Below are 18,020 nucleotides of genomic sequence, written 5' to 3' on the forward strand. Positions count from 1 at the left end.
GAGCTGTGCCATTTGTGACCGTCGTGCCCCAGGCATTGGACTGCGCCGCAACGGATCTGGCTGGTATCGGATCGGCGTTTAGCGAGGCAAGCGCCGCCGCGGCCACCCCCACCACCGCGATACTGCCCGCTGCTGCCGATGAGATATCGGCGGCGATGGCCACCATGCTAGCCCGGCAGGGTCAGGTCTGGCTGACATTGAGCCACGACTACGAATGGCTTCACCAGCAATTTGTCGACCTGCTCAACGGTAGCTCCTTGAAGTACTGGGCCACCGAGATCGAAAACGCCGCCGAAAATGCCCTCAAGACAGCCAACGCCGAGAGCGAATGGCTCGTCGGCCGCCCGATCATCGCCAACGGCGCCAACGGGCTCAATGGCACCGGACAAAACGGCGGCGCCGGCGGCTGGCTGTGGGGCAACGGTGGCAATGGCGGATCAGGTGCAGCAGGACAAAACGGCGGCAATGGCGGAGCAGCCGGACTCTTCGGACACGGCGGCAACGGCGGAGCCGGCGGAGCCGGCGCCAACGGCGGCAACGGCGGCCAAGGCGGACTGCTGGCCGGCAACGGCGGCGCAGGCGGAGCCGGCGGCAGCGCTGCTGTGACGGGAGGCAGCGGAGGCGCCGGCGGCAACGGCGGAGCCGCCGGACTCATCGGCAACGGTGGCGCCGGCGGCGCCGGCGGAAACGGCGCGAACGGCTACCACGGACTCGGTCAAAACGGCGGTGCCGCAGGCAATGGCGGCGCCGGCGGCAATGGCGGCTTGCTGTTCGGCAACGGAGGCAACGGCGGCAATGCTGGGATCGCGGGCAACGGTGGGCAGGGCATACACGGTATGAACGGCGGCGACAACAATCCCGGGGGCAATGGCGGAGCCGGCGGCAACGGAGGTGCTGGCGGACAAGGCGGTGCCGGCGGCAACGGTGGCCTGTTGTGGGGCAACGGAGGGACCGGCGGCAACGGGACCGCTGGAGGCGCAGGGGGCACCGGTGGCGCCGGCGGCGCAGGCGAAAATGGCTACAACGGTGGCAATGGCGGTGCCGGTGGCAACGGCGGCGCAGGCGGTAGCGGCGGCAAAGGCGGCAATGCCGGCTGGCTCTTTGGCGACGCGGGCAAAGGCGGCGCCGCTGGCGCGGGGGGCGGTGGCGGCCAAGGTGGCATCGCCGGCAATGGCGGCCACAGCGGAGTCGCCGGCAACGACGGTGAGAATGGCGCCGAGGGCGTTGGCGGCCACTCCGGATGGCTGGGGGGGCATGAAGGTGGCCGCGGGGCCGTTCACAGCGACGGTGCCGGCACACCCGGCAGCGGCGGCTGAGCCAACCTTGGCGGCGCCACCATAGGCGCCGACCACGATCGCGTATTGCCGATCCCTCAAGGTCATCGGTGCGTCGCTCAAGCGCCTCGTCGCCGTCATCTCGTTCGGCCACCGAACAGCGCCGAATCCGGCCGTCGGATCAGCGGAAATCGGCTGGTACCACAGCGGTGACGATGTGGTTAGCTGGGAATGGTTTTGAGACGTCACCGGCAGTGGAAGTTCAGCTCTGCGCGGTGCGGTTGAGCAGGGCGCATAGGGACAGCGCTCGATGGTTGATGGCGGGGAGTCGTGGCGTGACGGTTGTATTGGTCAATCCTCCAGGGGTGCGCGCCAATGGGCGAACGTATCTCGGCGAGCAGAAACTCGGCGATCCGTGGGTGTATTCCTCGATGCCGATGGAGCATTTGGGGATGATGTCGATCAAGGCTTACGCGAGGAAGCGTGGGCTGGAGGTGGTGACGGTCAACGGGTTGGTGGCCGGCCATGAGAGTGTGGAGCAGACGTGGCAGGCGATGCAGGCCGCCGCGGCGGTATCGGGTGTGCCTCGGTTGGTGGGGTTTTCGTGTATCGACACTTTTGCCGAGGTGGTGTGGTTGGCTCGGCGAGCGCGTCAGTGCTGGGAGGGCGTGCAGATCGCGTTGGGCAACGTGATCGCCACTCTGAACTACGAGCGCATCCTGGGTAATTACGACTGCTTCGATTTCGTGGTCGTCGGCGACGGGGAGGTGACGTTTACCGAGTTGGCCTTGGCGGTAGCCAATGGTGCTGGGGTAGAGGGTATCTCGGGCCTGGCGCGCCGTGATGAGCAGGGCCGGATCGTGTGCTCGCCGTCCGGTTTGGTTGATCTGGACGAATTGCCGTGGCCGGCTCGTGAGGAGTTGCCGATGGTGCTCGGCGATGGTTTTGCCGCGTCGGTCTTCACCACCCGGGGTTGTCCGTATCGCTGCACGTTCTGCGGGACGGGGGCGGTGTCGGCGATGTTGGGCCGCACCAGCTACAGGGCCAAGTCGGTTGATGCGGTTATTGATGAAATCGCTTACCTGGTAACGGATTTCGATATCAAGTTTTTGTCGATCACCGATGATCTGTTCGTTTCCAAGCATCCCGGTTCGCAGCAGCGCGCGGTCGAGTTTGCCTCTGCGATGCTTGGCCGGGGTATCGATGTCGACTTCATGATCGATATCCGGCTGGACTCGGTGGTCGACCTCGACGTGTTCACACACTTGCACCGGGCGGGTCTGCGCCGGGTGTTCGTCGGGTTGGAGACCGGCTCCTACCACCAACTGCGCGCCTACCGCAAGCAGGTCCTCAATCGTGGCCAAGACGCCGCCGACACCATCAACGCCTTGCAGCAGTTGGGAATCGACGTGATCCCCGGGACCATCATGTTTCACCCCACGGTGCGCCCCGAGGAGCTACGCGAAACCGCCCGTCTGCTGCGGGCAACCAAATACACTCAGCCTTTCAAGTTCATGGGCCGGATCACTCCGTATCCGGGCACGCCGTTGTACCAGGCGTATTCGGAGGCGGGCTATCTGAGCGCGGAATGGCCGCTGGGCCAATGGGACTTCGTCGACCCCGAAGCGGCACGGGTCTACGCAGAGGTGGTCGCCCGCATCGCCCCGGACAACGACATCACCTTCGACGAAGCCGAAGCGTTCTTCCTCGCCCGCCTCGACGAATGGGAAAACACCACGCACGCCAAATCGACTACGCGGTAGGAAGACATCCGCGAAGCTATCAGTCGCGCCGACCGCACAACGCCGGAAGCCAGATGCTCCGCGACCGGCCAGCCGATCCAAACCGAGCGTTCTTGCATTAAGACCCATCGAGACCGGGCGCCCGCCGCCCCTGACCCCAGCCGCAGCCCGCTCGCCCGTGATGTGCCAGCATGTGCAGATGACTGCACTCAGCCTTGCTCGCATCGTTGGTGTCGTGGTTGTGACGGCATGGGCGATGGTGAACGCAGCCGTCGTCAGCCCCGCCGCTCACGCCGACCCATGCTCCGACGTCGCGGTGGTATTCGCTCGGGGCACCCATCAGGCGCCTGGTCTCGGGGACGTCGGCCAGGCATTCGTCGACTCACTCAGCTCGCAGGCGGGTGGACGGTCCGTCGGGGTCTACGCCGTGAATTACCCCGCCAGCGACGACTATCACGCGAGCGCGTCAATCGGGTCCGACGATGCGGCTGCGCACATCCAGGACACCGCGGCGAGTTGCCCGAACTCGAAGATTGTGATCGGCGGTTATTCTCAAGGCGCGGGCGTGATCGATTTGGCGTCCTCGGCAATGCCGCCCTCGGTGGCCGATCATGTGGTCGCGGTGGCCCTTTTCGGCGAGCCGTCCAGCGGGTTCTCGAGCATGTTGTGGGGCGGGCAGCCGTTGCCCACCCTCAACCCGCTCTACAGCTCCAAGGTCATTAATTTGTGCGCTGCCGATGATCCGATATGCACCGGCGGCGGAAACATCATCGCGCACGTTTCCTACATCCAGTCCGGGATGACAACGCAGGCAGCTACCTTCGCTGCTGACAAGCTCGGCCAAGGCAGCGAACGCGCATAGCAGCCCTCCCGCATCAGGCTGGGCCGGTGCCGCGTTTCACGACGGCTCAGTGAAAGACCGTGGTCCCGACACCGGACGGGCTGTACGAGATGTACACCGGTTGCTGGTCAAAGGGCACATACCCGGTGTTCATCAGGCCACTAGAAATGACCCGGGGGCCGTTCCCAGCCACGGTGTACTGGTACAGCAACGTACTGCCGTCGTTGGTATAGACCTGGATGAGCGTCCCGTCCGGCACGTCCCCGGACACCTGGCCGTTCCCGAGCACCGATGCCGGCATGGTGCCCAGCACGCCACCGGAATCGACGATCATCGGAACATGTTGCAGCGAACCGCCGTTGATCTTGACCCCCAGCGTGGAAATCGGCGATCCGGTAATGGAATCTCCGCCAACCAGCGGATCCGGGCCGAACCGCATGGTGCCCTCGGGGATGTTGATGAGGACACCCTGATTGAGGTCGCCCGGCAGCGCCTGGTTCGGAATGCTGGGGCCGGGCCCCGTCGCATTGGGTCCGATTCCCAGCACACCGTTGACGCCTGCGGGCGCGAAATACCCGGAGAACGTCTGGGGGAATGACAGCAGGACAACGTTGACGTCGGTCGGCGGTGTGGCGATGCCGTTCCCGAAATCGACCGGCGCATGGTAGGTCGCATACAGGTAGGTCAGCCCGCCGCTGTAACCGCTGAGTCCGAAACTGGTTGGCAAGCCCATGCGGAAGAGGCCGAAAATTCCCCCTACCTCGTTGGGCGTGACAACAAGACCGGCGGATCCGGTGTCCACCAGGACGGGCACGCTCGGTCCGCCGTTGACGGACATGTACACCACCGGCTCGGTAACCGCATGCATGGTCAGCGGCACCGTTCTGCCGTCCAGACCCGGCCCGCTGATCCCGGCGTTGCCCCACAACAACCCGCCGCGGCCGCCAGCGCCGCCGGTGCCGAGGATTCCGCCGTTGCCGAGACCGCCGGCACCGCCGCCCCCGCCCAAACCGAACAGGCCCACGGACCCGCCGACGCCACCGGTCCCGCCAATGCCAAGCGACGCGCCGCCGGTTCCGCCGTGCCCGCCGTAGCCCCACAACCAGCCACCGTTACCGCCGGCCCCACCGGGTGCGCCGGTTCCGCCGGTACCCCCGGCACCGCCATTGCCGATCAGACCGGCCGAGCCACCGGCGCCGCCCGGTACGCCCGATGCGGTCTGCGAATAACCGTTGCCGCCGTTGCCCAGCAACAGCCCGCCGGCTGCGCCGTTCGGACTCGACGCCGTCCCGGCTACGCCATCCCCGATCAGCGGGCGACCCAACAGCGCCAGAGCGGGTGCATTCACCACGCCCAGCAGATCGGTTTGCGCCGTCTGCAACAGCGACACGGCCTGGGCTTCTCCGGCCTGATATGACCCGGCCGATGAGCCCAGTGTCGACACGAACTGCTGGAAAAAGGTATTGGCCTGGGTGCTAAGCGCTTGGTATTGCTGACCGAAACCCGCGAACAGCGTCGCCACCGCCGCCGACACCTCGTCGGCGCCCGCTGCCGCAAGCGCGGTAATCGGAACGGCCGCCGCCGCGTTCGCCGCGGTCAGCGCCGAGTTGAGGCTCTCCAGATCCGCTGCCGCCGACGCCACGATCTCGGGAGCCACGACCAGAAGTGACACGCCGCTCCTCCCGCGTCAATCGCCCACTCGTGTGCGCACTAAGCGTATCCGCGTGCTGCCCTCGGATTTGCGTTTTCGGCATAGCTGCCCCCATCGAGTCAGGAGTTCGGGCGGCAGAGCCGGGAGCGCGTTTGCGAACCCGGTCGACCGGCGCCTCCTGCAGGCCTGAGCGTCGAAGTGGACCCGCCGAGGCACCGGGACGCCCGAGAAGTTCTCCTTTTCCTTCCCTTACTGCCCCGGAGGTCTGCCCGCCAATCGACCGATACGTTGGTTGAGTACCAGGTGCACCAACCGGGGGACACCGCTTCGGTGCACAAATCTTGCCGGCGGCCGAAGGATTGCAATATATTTCGGCGCCGACGAGCGGCGGCTGCCCGCCTACGACATTGTTGTCATGGGTCGCCGGGACACAAATGGGCGCACCGCAGCACGATGGACGAAATGCGAGGGCCGGTGCCGACAGTCGCGGCGCCGGCAGATCCGGCTAGTCGGGCGGCTCATCCTCCGAGCCACTCGTAGCGGCATGTTCCCGGTCGCTGGGTTTGCCCGGTACGCCTTCTGCCTCGCGTTCACCGGCCACCTTCTCATCGAGCCGGTCGACGATGCTCTCCAGCTTCTGGGAGTGGTCCAGTTGCTCGTTATCGAATTCGGTCATAAGCGCTTCCGTCGAGGTCAGATCTTCCGGTTGGCCCGCCGTCGGTGCGAGGCCTTCGCCACCCCATACCCTGCCAAGCGCTGGTGGTAACGCGGCCAAGCATACGGCTGTGCTGTAGCGAAACGTCAGCGCTAACTGAGCGCTAACACGAAACCGCTGACAACCCCACCACATAACCGCCAGCGGTCCGGCCGGACAACCGAGTGGGCAACGACGCCGCATATCGCCGCGGCTGCGGGATGACGCCTATCCTTGCCGGAGTGTCCGCACCGTCCGCAGAAACACCCAAGGCGGCGTTGCGCGTCCGACTCGACGGTCTGACCATCCGCGACACGGCGCGCCTCGGCCGGCGGCTGAAGAACCTCCGCGGCGCCAAGCCCGACAAGCTGCGACAGCTCACCGACCAGATCGCGGTGGCGGAAGCTCTGGTGGCCGCGCGGCACGCGGCCGTCCCGACGATCACCTATCCTGACCTGCCGATCAGCGGGCGACGGGAGGAGATCGCCAACGCGGTGCGGGCGCATCAGGTGGTCGTCGTTGCCGGCGAAACCGGTTCGGGAAAGACCACCCAGCTGCCCAAGATCTGCCTCGAGCTGGGCCGCGGCATCCGCGGAACCATCGGACACACCCAGCCGCGACGGCTGGCCGCGCGCACCGTCGCGCAACGCATCGCCGACGAGTTGCACACCGCGCTTGGTGACGTGGTCGGCTACACCGTCCGATTCACCGACCAGGTCAGCGACCGCACCCTGGTCAAGCTGATGACCGACGGCATCCTGCTCGCCGAGATCCAGCGTGACCGCCGCCTGTTGCGCTACGACACCCTAATCCTCGACGAGGCCCACGAGCGCAGCCTCAACATCGACTTCCTGCTGGGTTACCTGCGTGAGCTGCTGCCGCGCCGTCCCGACTTGAAGGTGATCGTCACCTCGGCGACGATCGAGCCGCAGCGCTTCGCGGCGCATTTCGGTGGAGCCGACGGCGGACTCAGCGTCCCGATCGTCGAGGTGTCCGGTCGCACGTACCCGGTGGAAATCCGTTACCGCCCATTGGAAGTCGCCGTCTCGCCCGGCCCTGAGGATGACCCCGACGACCCCGACCACGAAATCGTGCGCACCGAGACCCGCGACGAAATCGAGGCGATCGTCGACGCGATCGGCGAACTCGAGGCCGAACCGCCCGGCGACATCCTGGTGTTCCTGTCCGGTGAGCGCGAAATACGCGACACCGCGGAGGCTTTGACTGGTTTGAGAAATACCGAGGTGCTTGCGCTGTACGCCCGGCTACCCACCGCCGACCAACAGAAGGTGTTCGCGCCCCACACCGCACGCCGCGTGGTGCTGGCGACCAACGTTGCCGAGACGTCGCTGACCGTGCCCGGGATCCGCTATGTCGTCGACCCCGGTAATGCCCGCATTTCGCGCTACAGCCGCCGGTTGAAGGTGCAGCGGTTGCCCATCGAACCGATCTCGCAGGCGTCTGCGGCTCAACGGGCCGGGCGCTGCGGTCGGGTCGCTCCCGGCGTGTGCATCCGCCTGTACTCCGAGGAGGACTTCGCGGCCCGCCCGCGCTACACCGACCCCGAGATACTGCGGACCAACCTGGCCGCGGTGCTGCTGCAGATGGCGGCGCTACAGCTGGGCGCCCCACCCGGTTATGTCGAGAACTTCCCGTTTCTCGATCCGCCCGACCGGCGCAGCATCCGCGACGGTGTGCAGCTGCTGCAGGAGCTCGGCGCGTTCGACCAGCACGGCGAGATCACCGACCTGGGCCGTCGCCTGGCGCGGCTGCCTGTGGACCCGCGACTGGGGCGGATGATCCTGGCGGCCCAGACCGAGGGATGCGTACGCGAGGTGCTGGTACTGGCCGCCGCGCTGACCATCCCCGACCCTCGGGAGCGCCCGGCCGACCGCGAGGAGGCTGCCCGCCAGCGGCATGCCCGGTTCACCGACGAGCACTCCGACTTCATGTCCTACCTGAACCTCTGGCGCTATCTGCGTGAGCAGCGTAAGGAATTGTCGGGCAACGCTTTTCGACGGATGTGCCGTGACGAATTCCTGCACTACCTGCGCATCCGCGAGTGGCAGGACCTCGTCGGGCAGCTCCGCAACATCGCGCGTGACCTCGGCGTAGCTGAATCCGGGGTCGAGACCGACGAGTCCGACCCGGCCCGCATTCACGCGGCGCTGCTGGCCGGGTTGCTGTCACATGTGGGGATGCGCCGCGAGGACGACCGTGAGTATGTGGGTGCGCGCAACTCGCGGTTCGTTCTGGCGCCCGGCTCGGCGCTCGCCAAGCGGCCGCCGCGCTGGGTGGTGGTGGCGGAGCTGGTGGAGACAAGCCGGCTGTACGGGCGGACCGCCGCGCGTATCCAGCCGGAAGTGGTGGAGCGGGTCGCAGGCGAGCTAGTGCAGCGCACCTACAGCGAACCTCACTGGGACGCCAGCCGCGGTGAGGTGCTGGCCTACGAGCGGGTGACGCTCTACGGCCTGCCGCTGGTGGCCCGTCGCCGCGTCGGATATGCCCGCGTCGAGCCGCAGGTGGCGCGGGAATTGTTCATCCGGCACGCGCTGGTGCAGGGCGAGTGGCAGACCCGCCATCATTTCCTGCGCGACAATGCACGGTTGCGGGCCGAGCTCGAGAACCTCGAGGAGCGGGCCCGCCGCCGCGACCTGCTGGTCACTGACGACGATGTCTACGCACTCTACGACGCCCGCATCCCCGCCGATGTCGTCTCGGCGCGCCACTTCGACGCGTGGTGGAAGATGCAGCGGCGCAAGACGCCGGACTTGCTGACGTTCCGTCGCGACGACCTGCTGCGCGCCGACGATACTGCCGGTGCCGATCGGCCGGACGTATGGCAGACGGGCGACGTCGCTCTGCCGCTGACCTACCGGTTCGAGCCCGGAGCCGCCGACGACGGCGTCACAGTGCATGTCCCGATCGACGTGTTGGCACGGTTGGGTGGCGACGAGTTCGCTTGGCAGGTGCCGGCGTTGCGGGAGGAGCTGGTTACTGCGCTCATCCGGTCGCTGCCGAAAGACCTGCGCCGCAACTTCGTTCCCGCCCCCGATACCGCCCGTGCGGTGCTGGCCGGGATCGATCCGGGACGCGAGCCACTGCTGATGGCTTTGCAGCGTGAATTGCGCCGCCGCACTGGTGTTTTGGTCCCAGTCGACGCATTCGATCTGGACCGGCTGCCGGCGCATCTGCGGGTGACTTTTGCCGTGGAGTCCGAGGACGGTACCGAGGTGGCGCGCGGCAAGGATCTACCTGCGCTGCAGCAGCGGCTGGCGACACCGGCTCGGCAGGCCGTTGCGGATGCGGTCGCGGGGGAGGTGGAACGAACCGGGTTGCGCACCTGGCCCGACGATCTGCCCGAGGTGCCGCGGGTCGTGGAGCGCACGGTCGACGGTCGCACCGTGCGGGGTTTTCCGGCGTTTGTCGACGCGGGCGGCGCGGTCGACCTGCGCGTGTTCGCCACGTCGGTCGAGCAGGAATATGCGATGGGTCCGGGTATCCGGCGGTTGCTCGGGCTCGGCATGGCCGCCCCCCTCAAAGCCATTGACCGGCAACTGGATCCGCGAACACGCCTGATGCTTGGCGCGAACCCGGATGGCTCCCTGTCGGCGCTGCTCGACGACTGCGCCGACGCGGCGACGGACGCGCTGGTGGCCGCGCCGGTGTGGACGTACAAGGAGTTCACCACGCTGCGCGATAGGGTAGCGGCCGATCTCGTACCGACGACCATCGAGATCGTGAGCGGTGTCGAGAAGGCGTTGTCCGCGGCGCGGGAAGTGCGGCTTTTGTTGGCGGCCAAGCCGACTCCCGCACAGGCCGCGGCTACAGCCGACGTACGCACCCAGCTGGACCGACTGTTGCCACACCGGTTCGTCACCATTACCGGACGCGCGCATCTCACTGATCTGACCCGCTACCTGACCGCAATCCGCCGGCGCCTCGAGCGGCTGCCGTACGCGGTCGAGGCCGACCGACAGCGGATGCAGCGGTTGCACGCCGTGCAAGACCGCTACTACCAACTGCTGCAGGAGCTGCCGCCGGCACGCGCCGCGGCCGCCGACGTCCGTGACATCGCGCGCCAGATCGAGGAGCTGCGAGTCAGCCTGTGGGCCCAGCAGCTCGGCACGCCGCGGGCCGTCAGCGAGCAGCGGATCTATCGCGCGATCGAGGCGGTGCGCGGTTGCTGACCCTGGCGGAATTTCCCACTCTCACCATATCGGGCACCGGGGGGCTTGCGGCAAGACCCGGGTTGTGTCGCAAAATCACTGTCCGGAGCCAAGACTCCGGATTTGGGGGAACGACAGTGCGGCTGGAGTTGGGGGCAACTGAGTCGAGCGGAGCGGCCATGCCGATGGCCGACCATGCGGTACTGGTGGCCGGGGCAGGACCGACTGGGCTGATGCTGGCCGGCGAACTGGCGTTGGCAGGAGCCGACGTTGCGGTGGTAGAGCGACGCGCGGGTCAACAGCTGATCGGCTCGCGGGCGGGCGGTCTGCATTCCCGCACCCTCGAGGTCCTTGATCAGCGTGGAATCGCCGATCGATTCCTCGCGCAGGGGCAGGTGGCCCAAGTCGCGGGGTTTTCTCAAATACGTCTGGATATCAGCGACTTCCCGACTCGGCACCCGTACGGACTGGCGTTGTGGCAGAACCACATCGAGAACACCCTGGCCGGCTGGGTCGATGAGCTGGAAGTGCCGATCTATCGCGGACGTGAGGTGACCGGAGTTGCCCAAGACCGCACCGGGGTCGATCTCAGGCTGGCCGGCGGCCAGTTGCTGCGGGCGCAATATCTGGTCGGCTGCGACGGCGGGCGCAGCGTGGTCCGTAAGGCGGCCGGGATCGAGTTTCCGGGCTGGGATGCGACAACCAGTTACCTCATCGCCGAGGTCGAAACTGCGCTCAAGCAGGGACAGGAGCCCGAGTGGGGCATTCGCCACGACGCGCTTGGTGTCCATGCTGTCAGCAGGAGCGACGACGGGCGTGGGTTGCGCGTGATGGTGACCGAGCGGCACCTGATGCCCGCGGGTGAGCCCACGTTGCGAGATTTGAGCGCGGCGCTAATGGCGGTGTACGGAACGGACTACGGAATCCTCAGGGCTGTATGGATTTCCAGGTTCACCGATATGGCGCGGCAGGCCGCTTCCTATCGCAGCGGCCGGGTCCTGCTGGCTGGTGATGCCGCGCACGTGCATCACCCGGTAGGCGGACAAGGTCTCAACACCGGTGTGCAGGATGCGGTCAACCTGGGATGGAAACTGGGTCAGGTGGTAAACCGGATATCACCCGAGACTCTTCTGGACACCTACCATGGCGAACGGCACCCGGTCGCGGCCCGTGTCCTGCGCAATTCGATGGCGCAAATTGCGCTGCTGCGCCGCCCGGATGACGGCACCCAGGCCTTGCGTGACACCATTTCCGAACTCCTCGGCATGGATGAGCCGCGCAAGCGATTCGCCGCGATGATGTCGGGCCTGGACATCCACTACGAGCTTGGCGACGGGCATCCGCTGCTCGGGCGTCGCGTGCCCGATCTGGATATCGTCACCGCGGACGGCCCGGTGCGGGTGTTCACCCTGTTGCATCGCGCCCGCCCGGTGCTGCTCAACTTTTCCGCGCCCGGTGCCGTCGACATCACCGGGTGGGCTGATCGGGTCCAGCTGATCGACGCGAAATGCGTTGACAACTGGGAGCTTCCGGTGCTTGGTGCAATCAGACCGCCGGGTGCGGTGTTGATTCGGCCCGACGGTCACGTTGCCTGGGTTGCGAGCCGGTCCGACCTCGGGCTGCGAGCGGCCCTTACCGCCTGGTTCGGGCCACCTCGCGCCGTGACTGCCTAGGCCCGTGACGGCCACTGACAAGATGGGTGCCAACTGCCCTCACGACTGCGCAGGGCCATTTCGTTCCATCCACTGGATGAGCGCATCCTCCAGCGCTGCCGCGACGGTGATACCGGCGCTATTGACGGCCTGTTCAAACCGCTCGACCAGATCCGTTGGCACTGAGGCGCTTATCTTGGCCCGCGCCGGCTTCGGCTTCACCGGCGGGGAGACGGCCGGCGCCGCATGTCGCGCGGCGGTCGCGTCCATGATTTCACGCAACGCGGGAATCGCATCCAGCAATCTGGCAAGCTCATCACGGTCGATCCGCAGCACCTCGGCCGGACCGGTCGTCGTCACGGTCGCCGAGCGCAATTTCCCACGGCGAAGCGCAGATTCGCCGATCACCTCTCCCGGCCCCAACACGGCAATGGGATCCCGGCCGAGGTATACCCTCGCCTCGCCGCTGAGCAGGATGTAGCAGGCGTCCGCTGGTGTCTGCTCATGAATCATCGGCCACGGCATGGATGCCGAGGTGTGCTGGGCGGCCCGCACGAGCAGCTTCAGCTCGGCATCCGAGAAGGTGTCAAATGCGGTGAACTCGCGTAGCCGTCGGGCGTAATCCCCATAACGGGCGTCTTCCCCAGATCCCGCATCCGACTTCATAGTGGGCTCCTGTGGTGTGATGTGGCGCGGCATCGAGGAGCCTACGCTCGTATAGCCACGAACCCCGTAACGAAATGCGGTCCGCGCGCACCTGCCGGTGCTCGCGCAGCGGCGGCCAGCGGTCTAGAGTTCCGGTCGATGCGTCGTACCTGGACCTGGACATTCGACCTGCCGCCGGATCGGTTGTGGCCGGTGCTGGCCGACACCGACCGGTTCAACGAAGCGCTCGGGCTGCCGCCCTACACCCTCGAAGAGACTCCGCAAGCCAACGGCACGGTGCTGCGCCGCGGGCGGGGCAAGGTGGCGGGCTTCTCGCTGGAATGGGAGGAAAAGCCCTACGAATGGATCTCGGGCCGGCACTTTCGCCAATCGCGGGTGTTCACCAAGGGGCCGTTCCGTCGCTTCGGCCCGGTCTTCGATCTCGAGTCCGACGGCAACGGGGGCTCGCGCGTCAGCTACTCACTCGAATGGGAACCACTGGGTTTGGTCGGTCGCCTGTTCGGCGCGCGGCTTGCCACCCAGGCGGGCGAGGCGGTGGGAAAACGCATCGTGGAGGCGGTCGAGTTTGCGCACGGCGATCACCCGCCCGGCCGCATCACACCGTTCGTGATGACGGAGCCCGCGTTGCCTCCCGGTGCCCGCGAGCGGGCCACGGCCATGGCGCAGGACGTGGATCGCGGCCCCTACGGTAACGGGCTGGGCGCGCGGCTTGCCGATCTGGTGCTGCACGGTATGACCAGCGACCTCACGCGTCTTCGTCCCAAGGCACTGGCGGGCAACCTCGACGTGTCCGCACGCGCCGCGACCGAGACCTGTCTGGCGGCCGTGAAGGCGGGACTGCTCAGCATGAAATGGGATTTGCTCTGCCCCAACTGCCGCGGAGCCAAGGTCGGCGTTGCCACGTTGTCGGAGCTGCCGCACGGAGCGCACTGCTCGTCGTGCAACATCGACTACGGCCGCGACTTCGAGCGCAACGTCGAGCTGACGTTCGCACCGGCACCCACGGTTCGCCCGTTGCCCGTCGGCCGTTTCTGCCTGTCCGGGCCGATGCAGACCCGACATGTCGTCGTACAGGTTCTGCTGGCACCGGGGGAGCGGCGCGATGTGGCCGTCGACCTGCCCCCGGGCTCATATCGGCTACGCACGCTGCATCCGGGCAATTTCGTCGACATCGACTACCAGTCCGGCGCGTTTCCGGGCCTGCGTATCACCGCGTCGGGGGTAGACGTGCTGGACGTCGCGGATGGGGACACCGCGGCGGGACGCGTGACCTTTGTCAACGATGCCGGCTTTGAGCTGGCCGCCTTGATCGAGGACCGAACCTGGGCACGGGAGACACTGGCTGCACCAGAAGTGATCTCGCTGCAGGCTTTTCGCGATCTGTTCGCCGAGGCGACGCTGCGCCCGGGCGACGATGCAGGGATCAGTCAGGTCGCGCTGCTGTTCACCGACCTGCGGGGCTCGACGGCCCTGTACGAACGGGTCGGCGATGCCACCGCCTACAACCTGGTGCGTGAGCACTTCAGGCTGCTGGCGACGGTCGTGCGCGAGCATGACGGTGCTGTGGTCAAGACGATCGGTGACGCGGTCATGGCCTCATTCACCGATCCGGCGCAAGCGGTCCGCGCGGCTGTGGCCATGCAAGCGGGGATCGCAGCATCGGCGACCGTAAGCCGCGATCTTGTCCTCAAGGTGGGTGTCCATGCCGGTCCCAGCGTTGTCGTGACGTTGAACGGCCGTCTGGACTACTTCGGCTCCACGGTGAACATGGCCGCACGCCTGCAGGGCCAGAGTGCGGGCGACGACATCGTGCTGTCACACGCTGTAGCCTCTGATCCCGCGGTACGGGCAATGCTGGCCGACGTGCCCCAGCGCGAGGAAACGGTGATGCTCAAAGGTTTCGCCGCGCCCGTCGGTTTCGTGCGTCTCTTGTGTTCTCGAGAAGTTAATCAACCTGTGTGACAACATGTTTCGGCTAGTCGCACTGACCGGGATCGGTCCGCGATCTCGAATTCGTACGATGACCGCACTCAGGACAGCGGCCGGGTGGCCTTCATGAGAGGGCCGAACCCGACGGCTTGCATGCGGTCCATCATCTTCGCGGGTGAGGGGCGTTGCTGCAGCAGCGCCTCGACCGCTTCGTCGGGGTTGTCGACGATGCGCACCAGTTGCTCGAACTGTTCATCCGTGAGTTTCTTGCCGCCGACGAACAAGGCCCGCAGGACCGGCAGCACGGGCAGCTTTTCGGTCCAGAACTCGCGGCCGAGGAAGATCATCGGGGAGAACTCCACGGCATTTCTGGGGTAGTAGTTCTGGGCGGCGTTCTGGAACACTTCCTGGATGGTGCCTGCCGCGCCGCGGGTGTAGATGATCCCGTTGGCCGCCAGCGAAAGCAGAATGTCTTCGCGGATGCTGTTCTGGAAATACTTGGCGACCACCGTTGCCAGCGGTGACATGGGTTCGTTGCCGTAGTACCACGTGGGAACCGCGATGCTGCGTCCCCCGGTTTCGCTGAATGTTTGGGCTATCTCGTAGGCGGGCGCGGCCCAATCGTGTAGCTGACGCACGATCGCGGTATCGACCTCGCCGGTGCAGGAGACCACCGCCGCGCTGTCGGGCAGCGTCGGCTGGCTCTGTAAGTGCTTCAGCGCGTCCGTCACGTCGTGATCCGACGCGTTGGCGAGCATCGCGCCCAAGTGGGTGGCTTCCATTGCCCCGGGCCCGCCGCCGCTGGCCACCAGGCAGCCGCACTGGGTCAGGGTCCGCGCGACGTGCACCACATTTGCGTAGTTCGTCGTCGTGCGAGTCTCGTCGTGGCCGCCCATAATCGCCACCGTGGGCGCCTCGACGGTATGGAAGAACATTGTCAGTGCGCGCATGATCGAATGGTCGTGCAGCGCCTGCATCATCCCGGCGTAGGGATCGGTGGGACATGCGCCGCCGTTGGCCGTGAAGTACCGGTAGGACCGGAAGTCCAGCGTATCGGCGAAGCTGAGCGGCCGGTGGGTTTCGAAGCCGCTCATCAGCTCCAGTGACGTGTACAACGAGTTGCGCAGCGGCTGAAACGGAACTTCCAGGTTCGGCATCGGACTCGCACTTTCATTTCTGATCATCGGTCGGGTGGAACGTGTGCGGTCGCTGGTGCCGCATCGCTTCAGTCCACCCGCAGGATCGGTGAGCCGGAGAAGTCGGGTGGTTGGGGACCGAGTGCGGCGGTCACCGACCGCGGCACCGAGATATCGGCGAGGTAAAGAGCCCCGACTTGCCGGGCCTTGCGCATACCGACCTTTGGCAGCGCCAGTGTCAGCGTTGCATCGGCTGTGACGGCGTCGCCGGGCGCCTGTCCCGATGTGACGTCAAGTCCGCTGGGTGTGTCCAGCGCGATCACCGAACTCGCGGACGTCATCGCGGCGATCAGCTCGGCGGCCCGTCCGCGTGGCGCGCCGCGCAGGGAATAGCCGATCAGCGCGTCCACGGCGATATCGGCATCGACGACGGTATCGCTGGTCGCCACTTGCATCCGCTGCAGAATGTCGAACTGGTGCGCCGGTACTGGGCTCAGCTGGTCGGCCGGACCGCCTAGCGTGACCACGACGTCGACGCCTGCATTGGCCAGATGGCGGGCCGCTACCAATCCGCCGCCGCCATTGCCCCCGGAACCGGCGACCACGGCGACCCGGTCGGGCGCTGCCAGAGCAAGGACCAGACGGGCCAGGTGGTGCCCGGCGTTCTCCATCATCTGAATCAGGTCGATGCGCAAGTCCTGCATCATCACGCGGTCCACCTCGACCATCTGCTCCCTGGTCAGCCAACCGATATCGTTGGCAGCCACGGCGGGAAACGCCTCGCTAGGCCGCCCGCTGACATCTATTCCGGCGAGCAGGTGACCGGCGTATCGCAGCGGCCAGCCTTCGGCGCTGCCGTAGCGGTGTTCGGCGGATTGGAGCAGACCCACCAGCTGGCTTCGGGACGGCAACCGCCCGGCGCGGTCCCACAACCGCGCCTGCAGGTAACCGCTGTACCAGAGTGCCCACTCGGGGTCGGCGCCGTCGGTGTCGGCATAAGCCTGGTGGTGCCGTTGGCCGGTCTCCACCAGCAGGTCGGCCAGTTCGGTGACGGTTATCGAGATCATGTCGTCGCGCCCATCATGTTCTGGTTCGGCGTCGGGGCACCGGGGGGGTTGGTTACTTGCAGGGCCTGGCACCACGGCGCGCTCGGACCCGAAATACCCCCCGAAACACCTTCGCCCGTTCATTTGCCGGCTCGGACGGCTCCGCCTCGGCTGTCGCCATCAATCGTCGCTCCTGGCATGGGTGAAGTTCGGGCTTTATTGCGGCCGGCATCACGCTACTCCGCCGACGGCGCGCCGGCGTGGGTTTACCGCGGGTGGGCGATCACGGTGCCTGACGAATCCATGGTCGGCCAGTTGCCGCGATGCCGAGCATTGGTTGTGGATCCGCTGAAAGCCTGCTGAAAGTCAGCTTGTCCGGCGGCGCCGAAATTACCCTCAACCTAGAGAGAATCGTCGGTGATCAGCGCTGCCCGTTGCAGTTGCAGAAGATTGCTGATGCCGAATGTGATTGCGGCACAGCGATTATCGTAGCGCGCGCCGATGGCGCCGTGGCGCATGCGAAGCGTCGAGCTTGGCGGGTGAGGAGATGGCAAATGTCGTTTGTGATTGCTGCGCCGGAGGCGATCGCGGCCGCGGCCCGGGGCTTGGCCTCGATGGGATCGGCGTTGAGCGCGGCGAACGCTGCGGCGGCGGGGCCGACGGCGGGGTTGCTGGCTGCTGGTAGCGACGAAGTGTCAGCCGCCATCGCGGCATTGTTCAGTTCACACGGTCAGGACTACCAAACGCTCAGCGCAAGGATGGCGATGCTGCATAACCAGTTCGTGCAGACGTTGGCCGGGGCTGCAAACTCCTACGTCGGCGCCGAGGCGGCCAATGTCTCGCCTCTGCAGACTCTGGAGCAGGACCTGCTCAATGTGATCAACGCACCCACGGAAGCCCTGCTGGGTCGCCCGCTTATTGGAAATGGCGCCAACGGTGCCCCCGGAACCGGGGCCAACGGCGCGCCTGGCGGGCTGCTGTACGGCAATGGCGGAGCGGGCGGGTCGGGCGCGCCCAACAAAAACGGCGGAAACGGCGGGGCGGCCGGCCTGATCGGAAACGGCGGGGCCGGCGGGGCCGGCGGAAACGGCGGGATCGTCAATGGCGCGGGCGGTAACGGCGGGGCCGGCGGGGCCGGCGGCCTGCTGTTGGGCAACGGCGGCCACGGCGGAGCAGGCGGACTTGCCTCCGGAAACAACCCCGGCGGCATAGGCGGGGCG

The 18,020-nt window shown here is 66.7% G+C and carries 12 protein-coding genes and 1 pseudogene; 8 read left to right on the forward strand and 5 right to left on the reverse strand.

What is annotated here, in order from left to right:
• Positions 1-23: 23 nt before the first annotated feature.
• From EET13_RS33105 to EET13_RS15275, 4 genes and pseudogenes are all read left to right on the forward strand, one after another.
• Positions 24-227 (forward strand): annotated as a pseudogene (locus EET13_RS33105) (PE family protein); the annotation flags it as partial.
• Between the two features lie 12 nt (positions 228-239).
• The gene (locus EET13_RS15265; protein WP_483237989.1) at positions 240-1,316 is read left to right on the forward strand and encodes a PGRS repeat-containing protein; all 1,077 of its coding nucleotides are present in this window, start codon (positions 240-242) and stop codon (positions 1,314-1,316) included.
• A 293-nt stretch (positions 1,317-1,609) separates the two neighbouring features.
• Positions 1,610-3,037, forward strand: coding sequence for a B12-binding domain-containing radical SAM protein (locus EET13_RS15270; protein ID WP_211186442.1), 1,428 nt, complete (start codon positions 1,610-1,612; stop codon positions 3,035-3,037).
• Positions 3,038-3,215: 178 nt separating this feature from the next.
• Positions 3,216-3,878: a cutinase family protein gene (locus tag EET13_RS15275; protein ID WP_122443093.1), complete on the forward strand. Its 663-nt coding sequence runs from the start codon at positions 3,216-3,218 to the stop codon at positions 3,876-3,878.
• Between the two features lie 46 nt (positions 3,879-3,924).
• Here the strand turns inward: EET13_RS15275 and EET13_RS15280 are convergent, their stop codons facing one another.
• Together EET13_RS15280 and EET13_RS30385 are read right to left on the reverse strand one after the other, a co-directional pair.
• Entirely contained in the window at positions 3,925-5,529 is a 1,605-nt protein-coding gene (locus EET13_RS15280; protein WP_122443080.1) for a PecA family PE domain-processing aspartic protease, read from the reverse strand.
• A gap of 484 nt (positions 5,530-6,013) precedes the next feature.
• Entirely contained in the window at positions 6,014-6,184 is a 171-nt protein-coding gene (locus EET13_RS30385) for a hypothetical protein (RefSeq protein ID WP_168990790.1), read from the reverse strand.
• 239 nt (positions 6,185-6,423) lie between these two features.
• Between EET13_RS30385 and hrpA the strand changes: the two genes are divergently transcribed.
• Both hrpA and EET13_RS15290 read left to right on the forward strand, forming a co-directional pair.
• Complete coding sequence (gene hrpA, locus EET13_RS15285) at positions 6,424-10,392, forward strand: ATP-dependent RNA helicase HrpA (protein ID WP_122443094.1); 3,969 nt, start codon at positions 6,424-6,426, stop codon at positions 10,390-10,392.
• Between the two features lie 164 nt (positions 10,393-10,556).
• The gene (locus tag EET13_RS15290) at positions 10,557-12,044 is read left to right on the forward strand and encodes an FAD-dependent monooxygenase (protein ID WP_211186443.1); all 1,488 of its coding nucleotides are present in this window, start codon (positions 10,557-10,559) and stop codon (positions 12,042-12,044) included.
• A 39-nt stretch (positions 12,045-12,083) separates the two neighbouring features.
• Here the strand turns inward: EET13_RS15290 and EET13_RS15295 are convergent, their stop codons facing one another.
• Positions 12,084-12,689: a cyclic nucleotide-binding domain-containing protein gene (locus EET13_RS15295; protein ID WP_122443082.1), complete on the reverse strand. Its 606-nt coding sequence runs from the start codon at positions 12,687-12,689 to the stop codon at positions 12,084-12,086.
• A gap of 138 nt (positions 12,690-12,827) precedes the next feature.
• On the opposite strand from EET13_RS15295, the gene EET13_RS15300 reads away from it, so the two are divergent.
• Positions 12,828-14,651: an adenylate/guanylate cyclase domain-containing protein gene (locus EET13_RS15300; RefSeq protein ID WP_122443083.1), complete on the forward strand. Its 1,824-nt coding sequence runs from the start codon at positions 12,828-12,830 to the stop codon at positions 14,649-14,651.
• Positions 14,652-14,719: 68 nt separating this feature from the next.
• On the opposite strand, the gene EET13_RS15305 is transcribed toward EET13_RS15300, so the two are convergent.
• Positions 14,720-15,775 (reverse strand): LOG family protein, encoded by a 1,056-nt coding sequence (locus tag EET13_RS15305; protein WP_122443084.1) that lies wholly within the window; start codon positions 15,773-15,775, stop codon positions 14,720-14,722.
• 68 nt (positions 15,776-15,843) lie between these two features.
• Positions 15,844-16,821 carry an NAD(P)H-hydrate epimerase gene (locus EET13_RS15310; protein WP_168991286.1) on the reverse strand — a complete coding sequence of 326 codons (978 nt, stop codon included), beginning with the start codon at positions 16,819-16,821 and terminating at the stop codon, positions 15,844-15,846.
• A gap of 533 nt (positions 16,822-17,354) precedes the next feature.
• On the opposite strand from EET13_RS15310, the gene EET13_RS15315 reads away from it, so the two are divergent.
• Positions 17,355-18,020 (forward strand): PE family protein (locus EET13_RS15315; RefSeq protein WP_136623166.1); only part of this gene is annotated, 666 nt, incomplete at its 3' end.

It is taken from the genome of Mycobacterium attenuatum (assembly GCF_900566085.1).
Taxonomy (GTDB): Bacteria; Actinomycetota; Actinomycetes; order Mycobacteriales; family Mycobacteriaceae; genus Mycobacterium; species Mycobacterium attenuatum.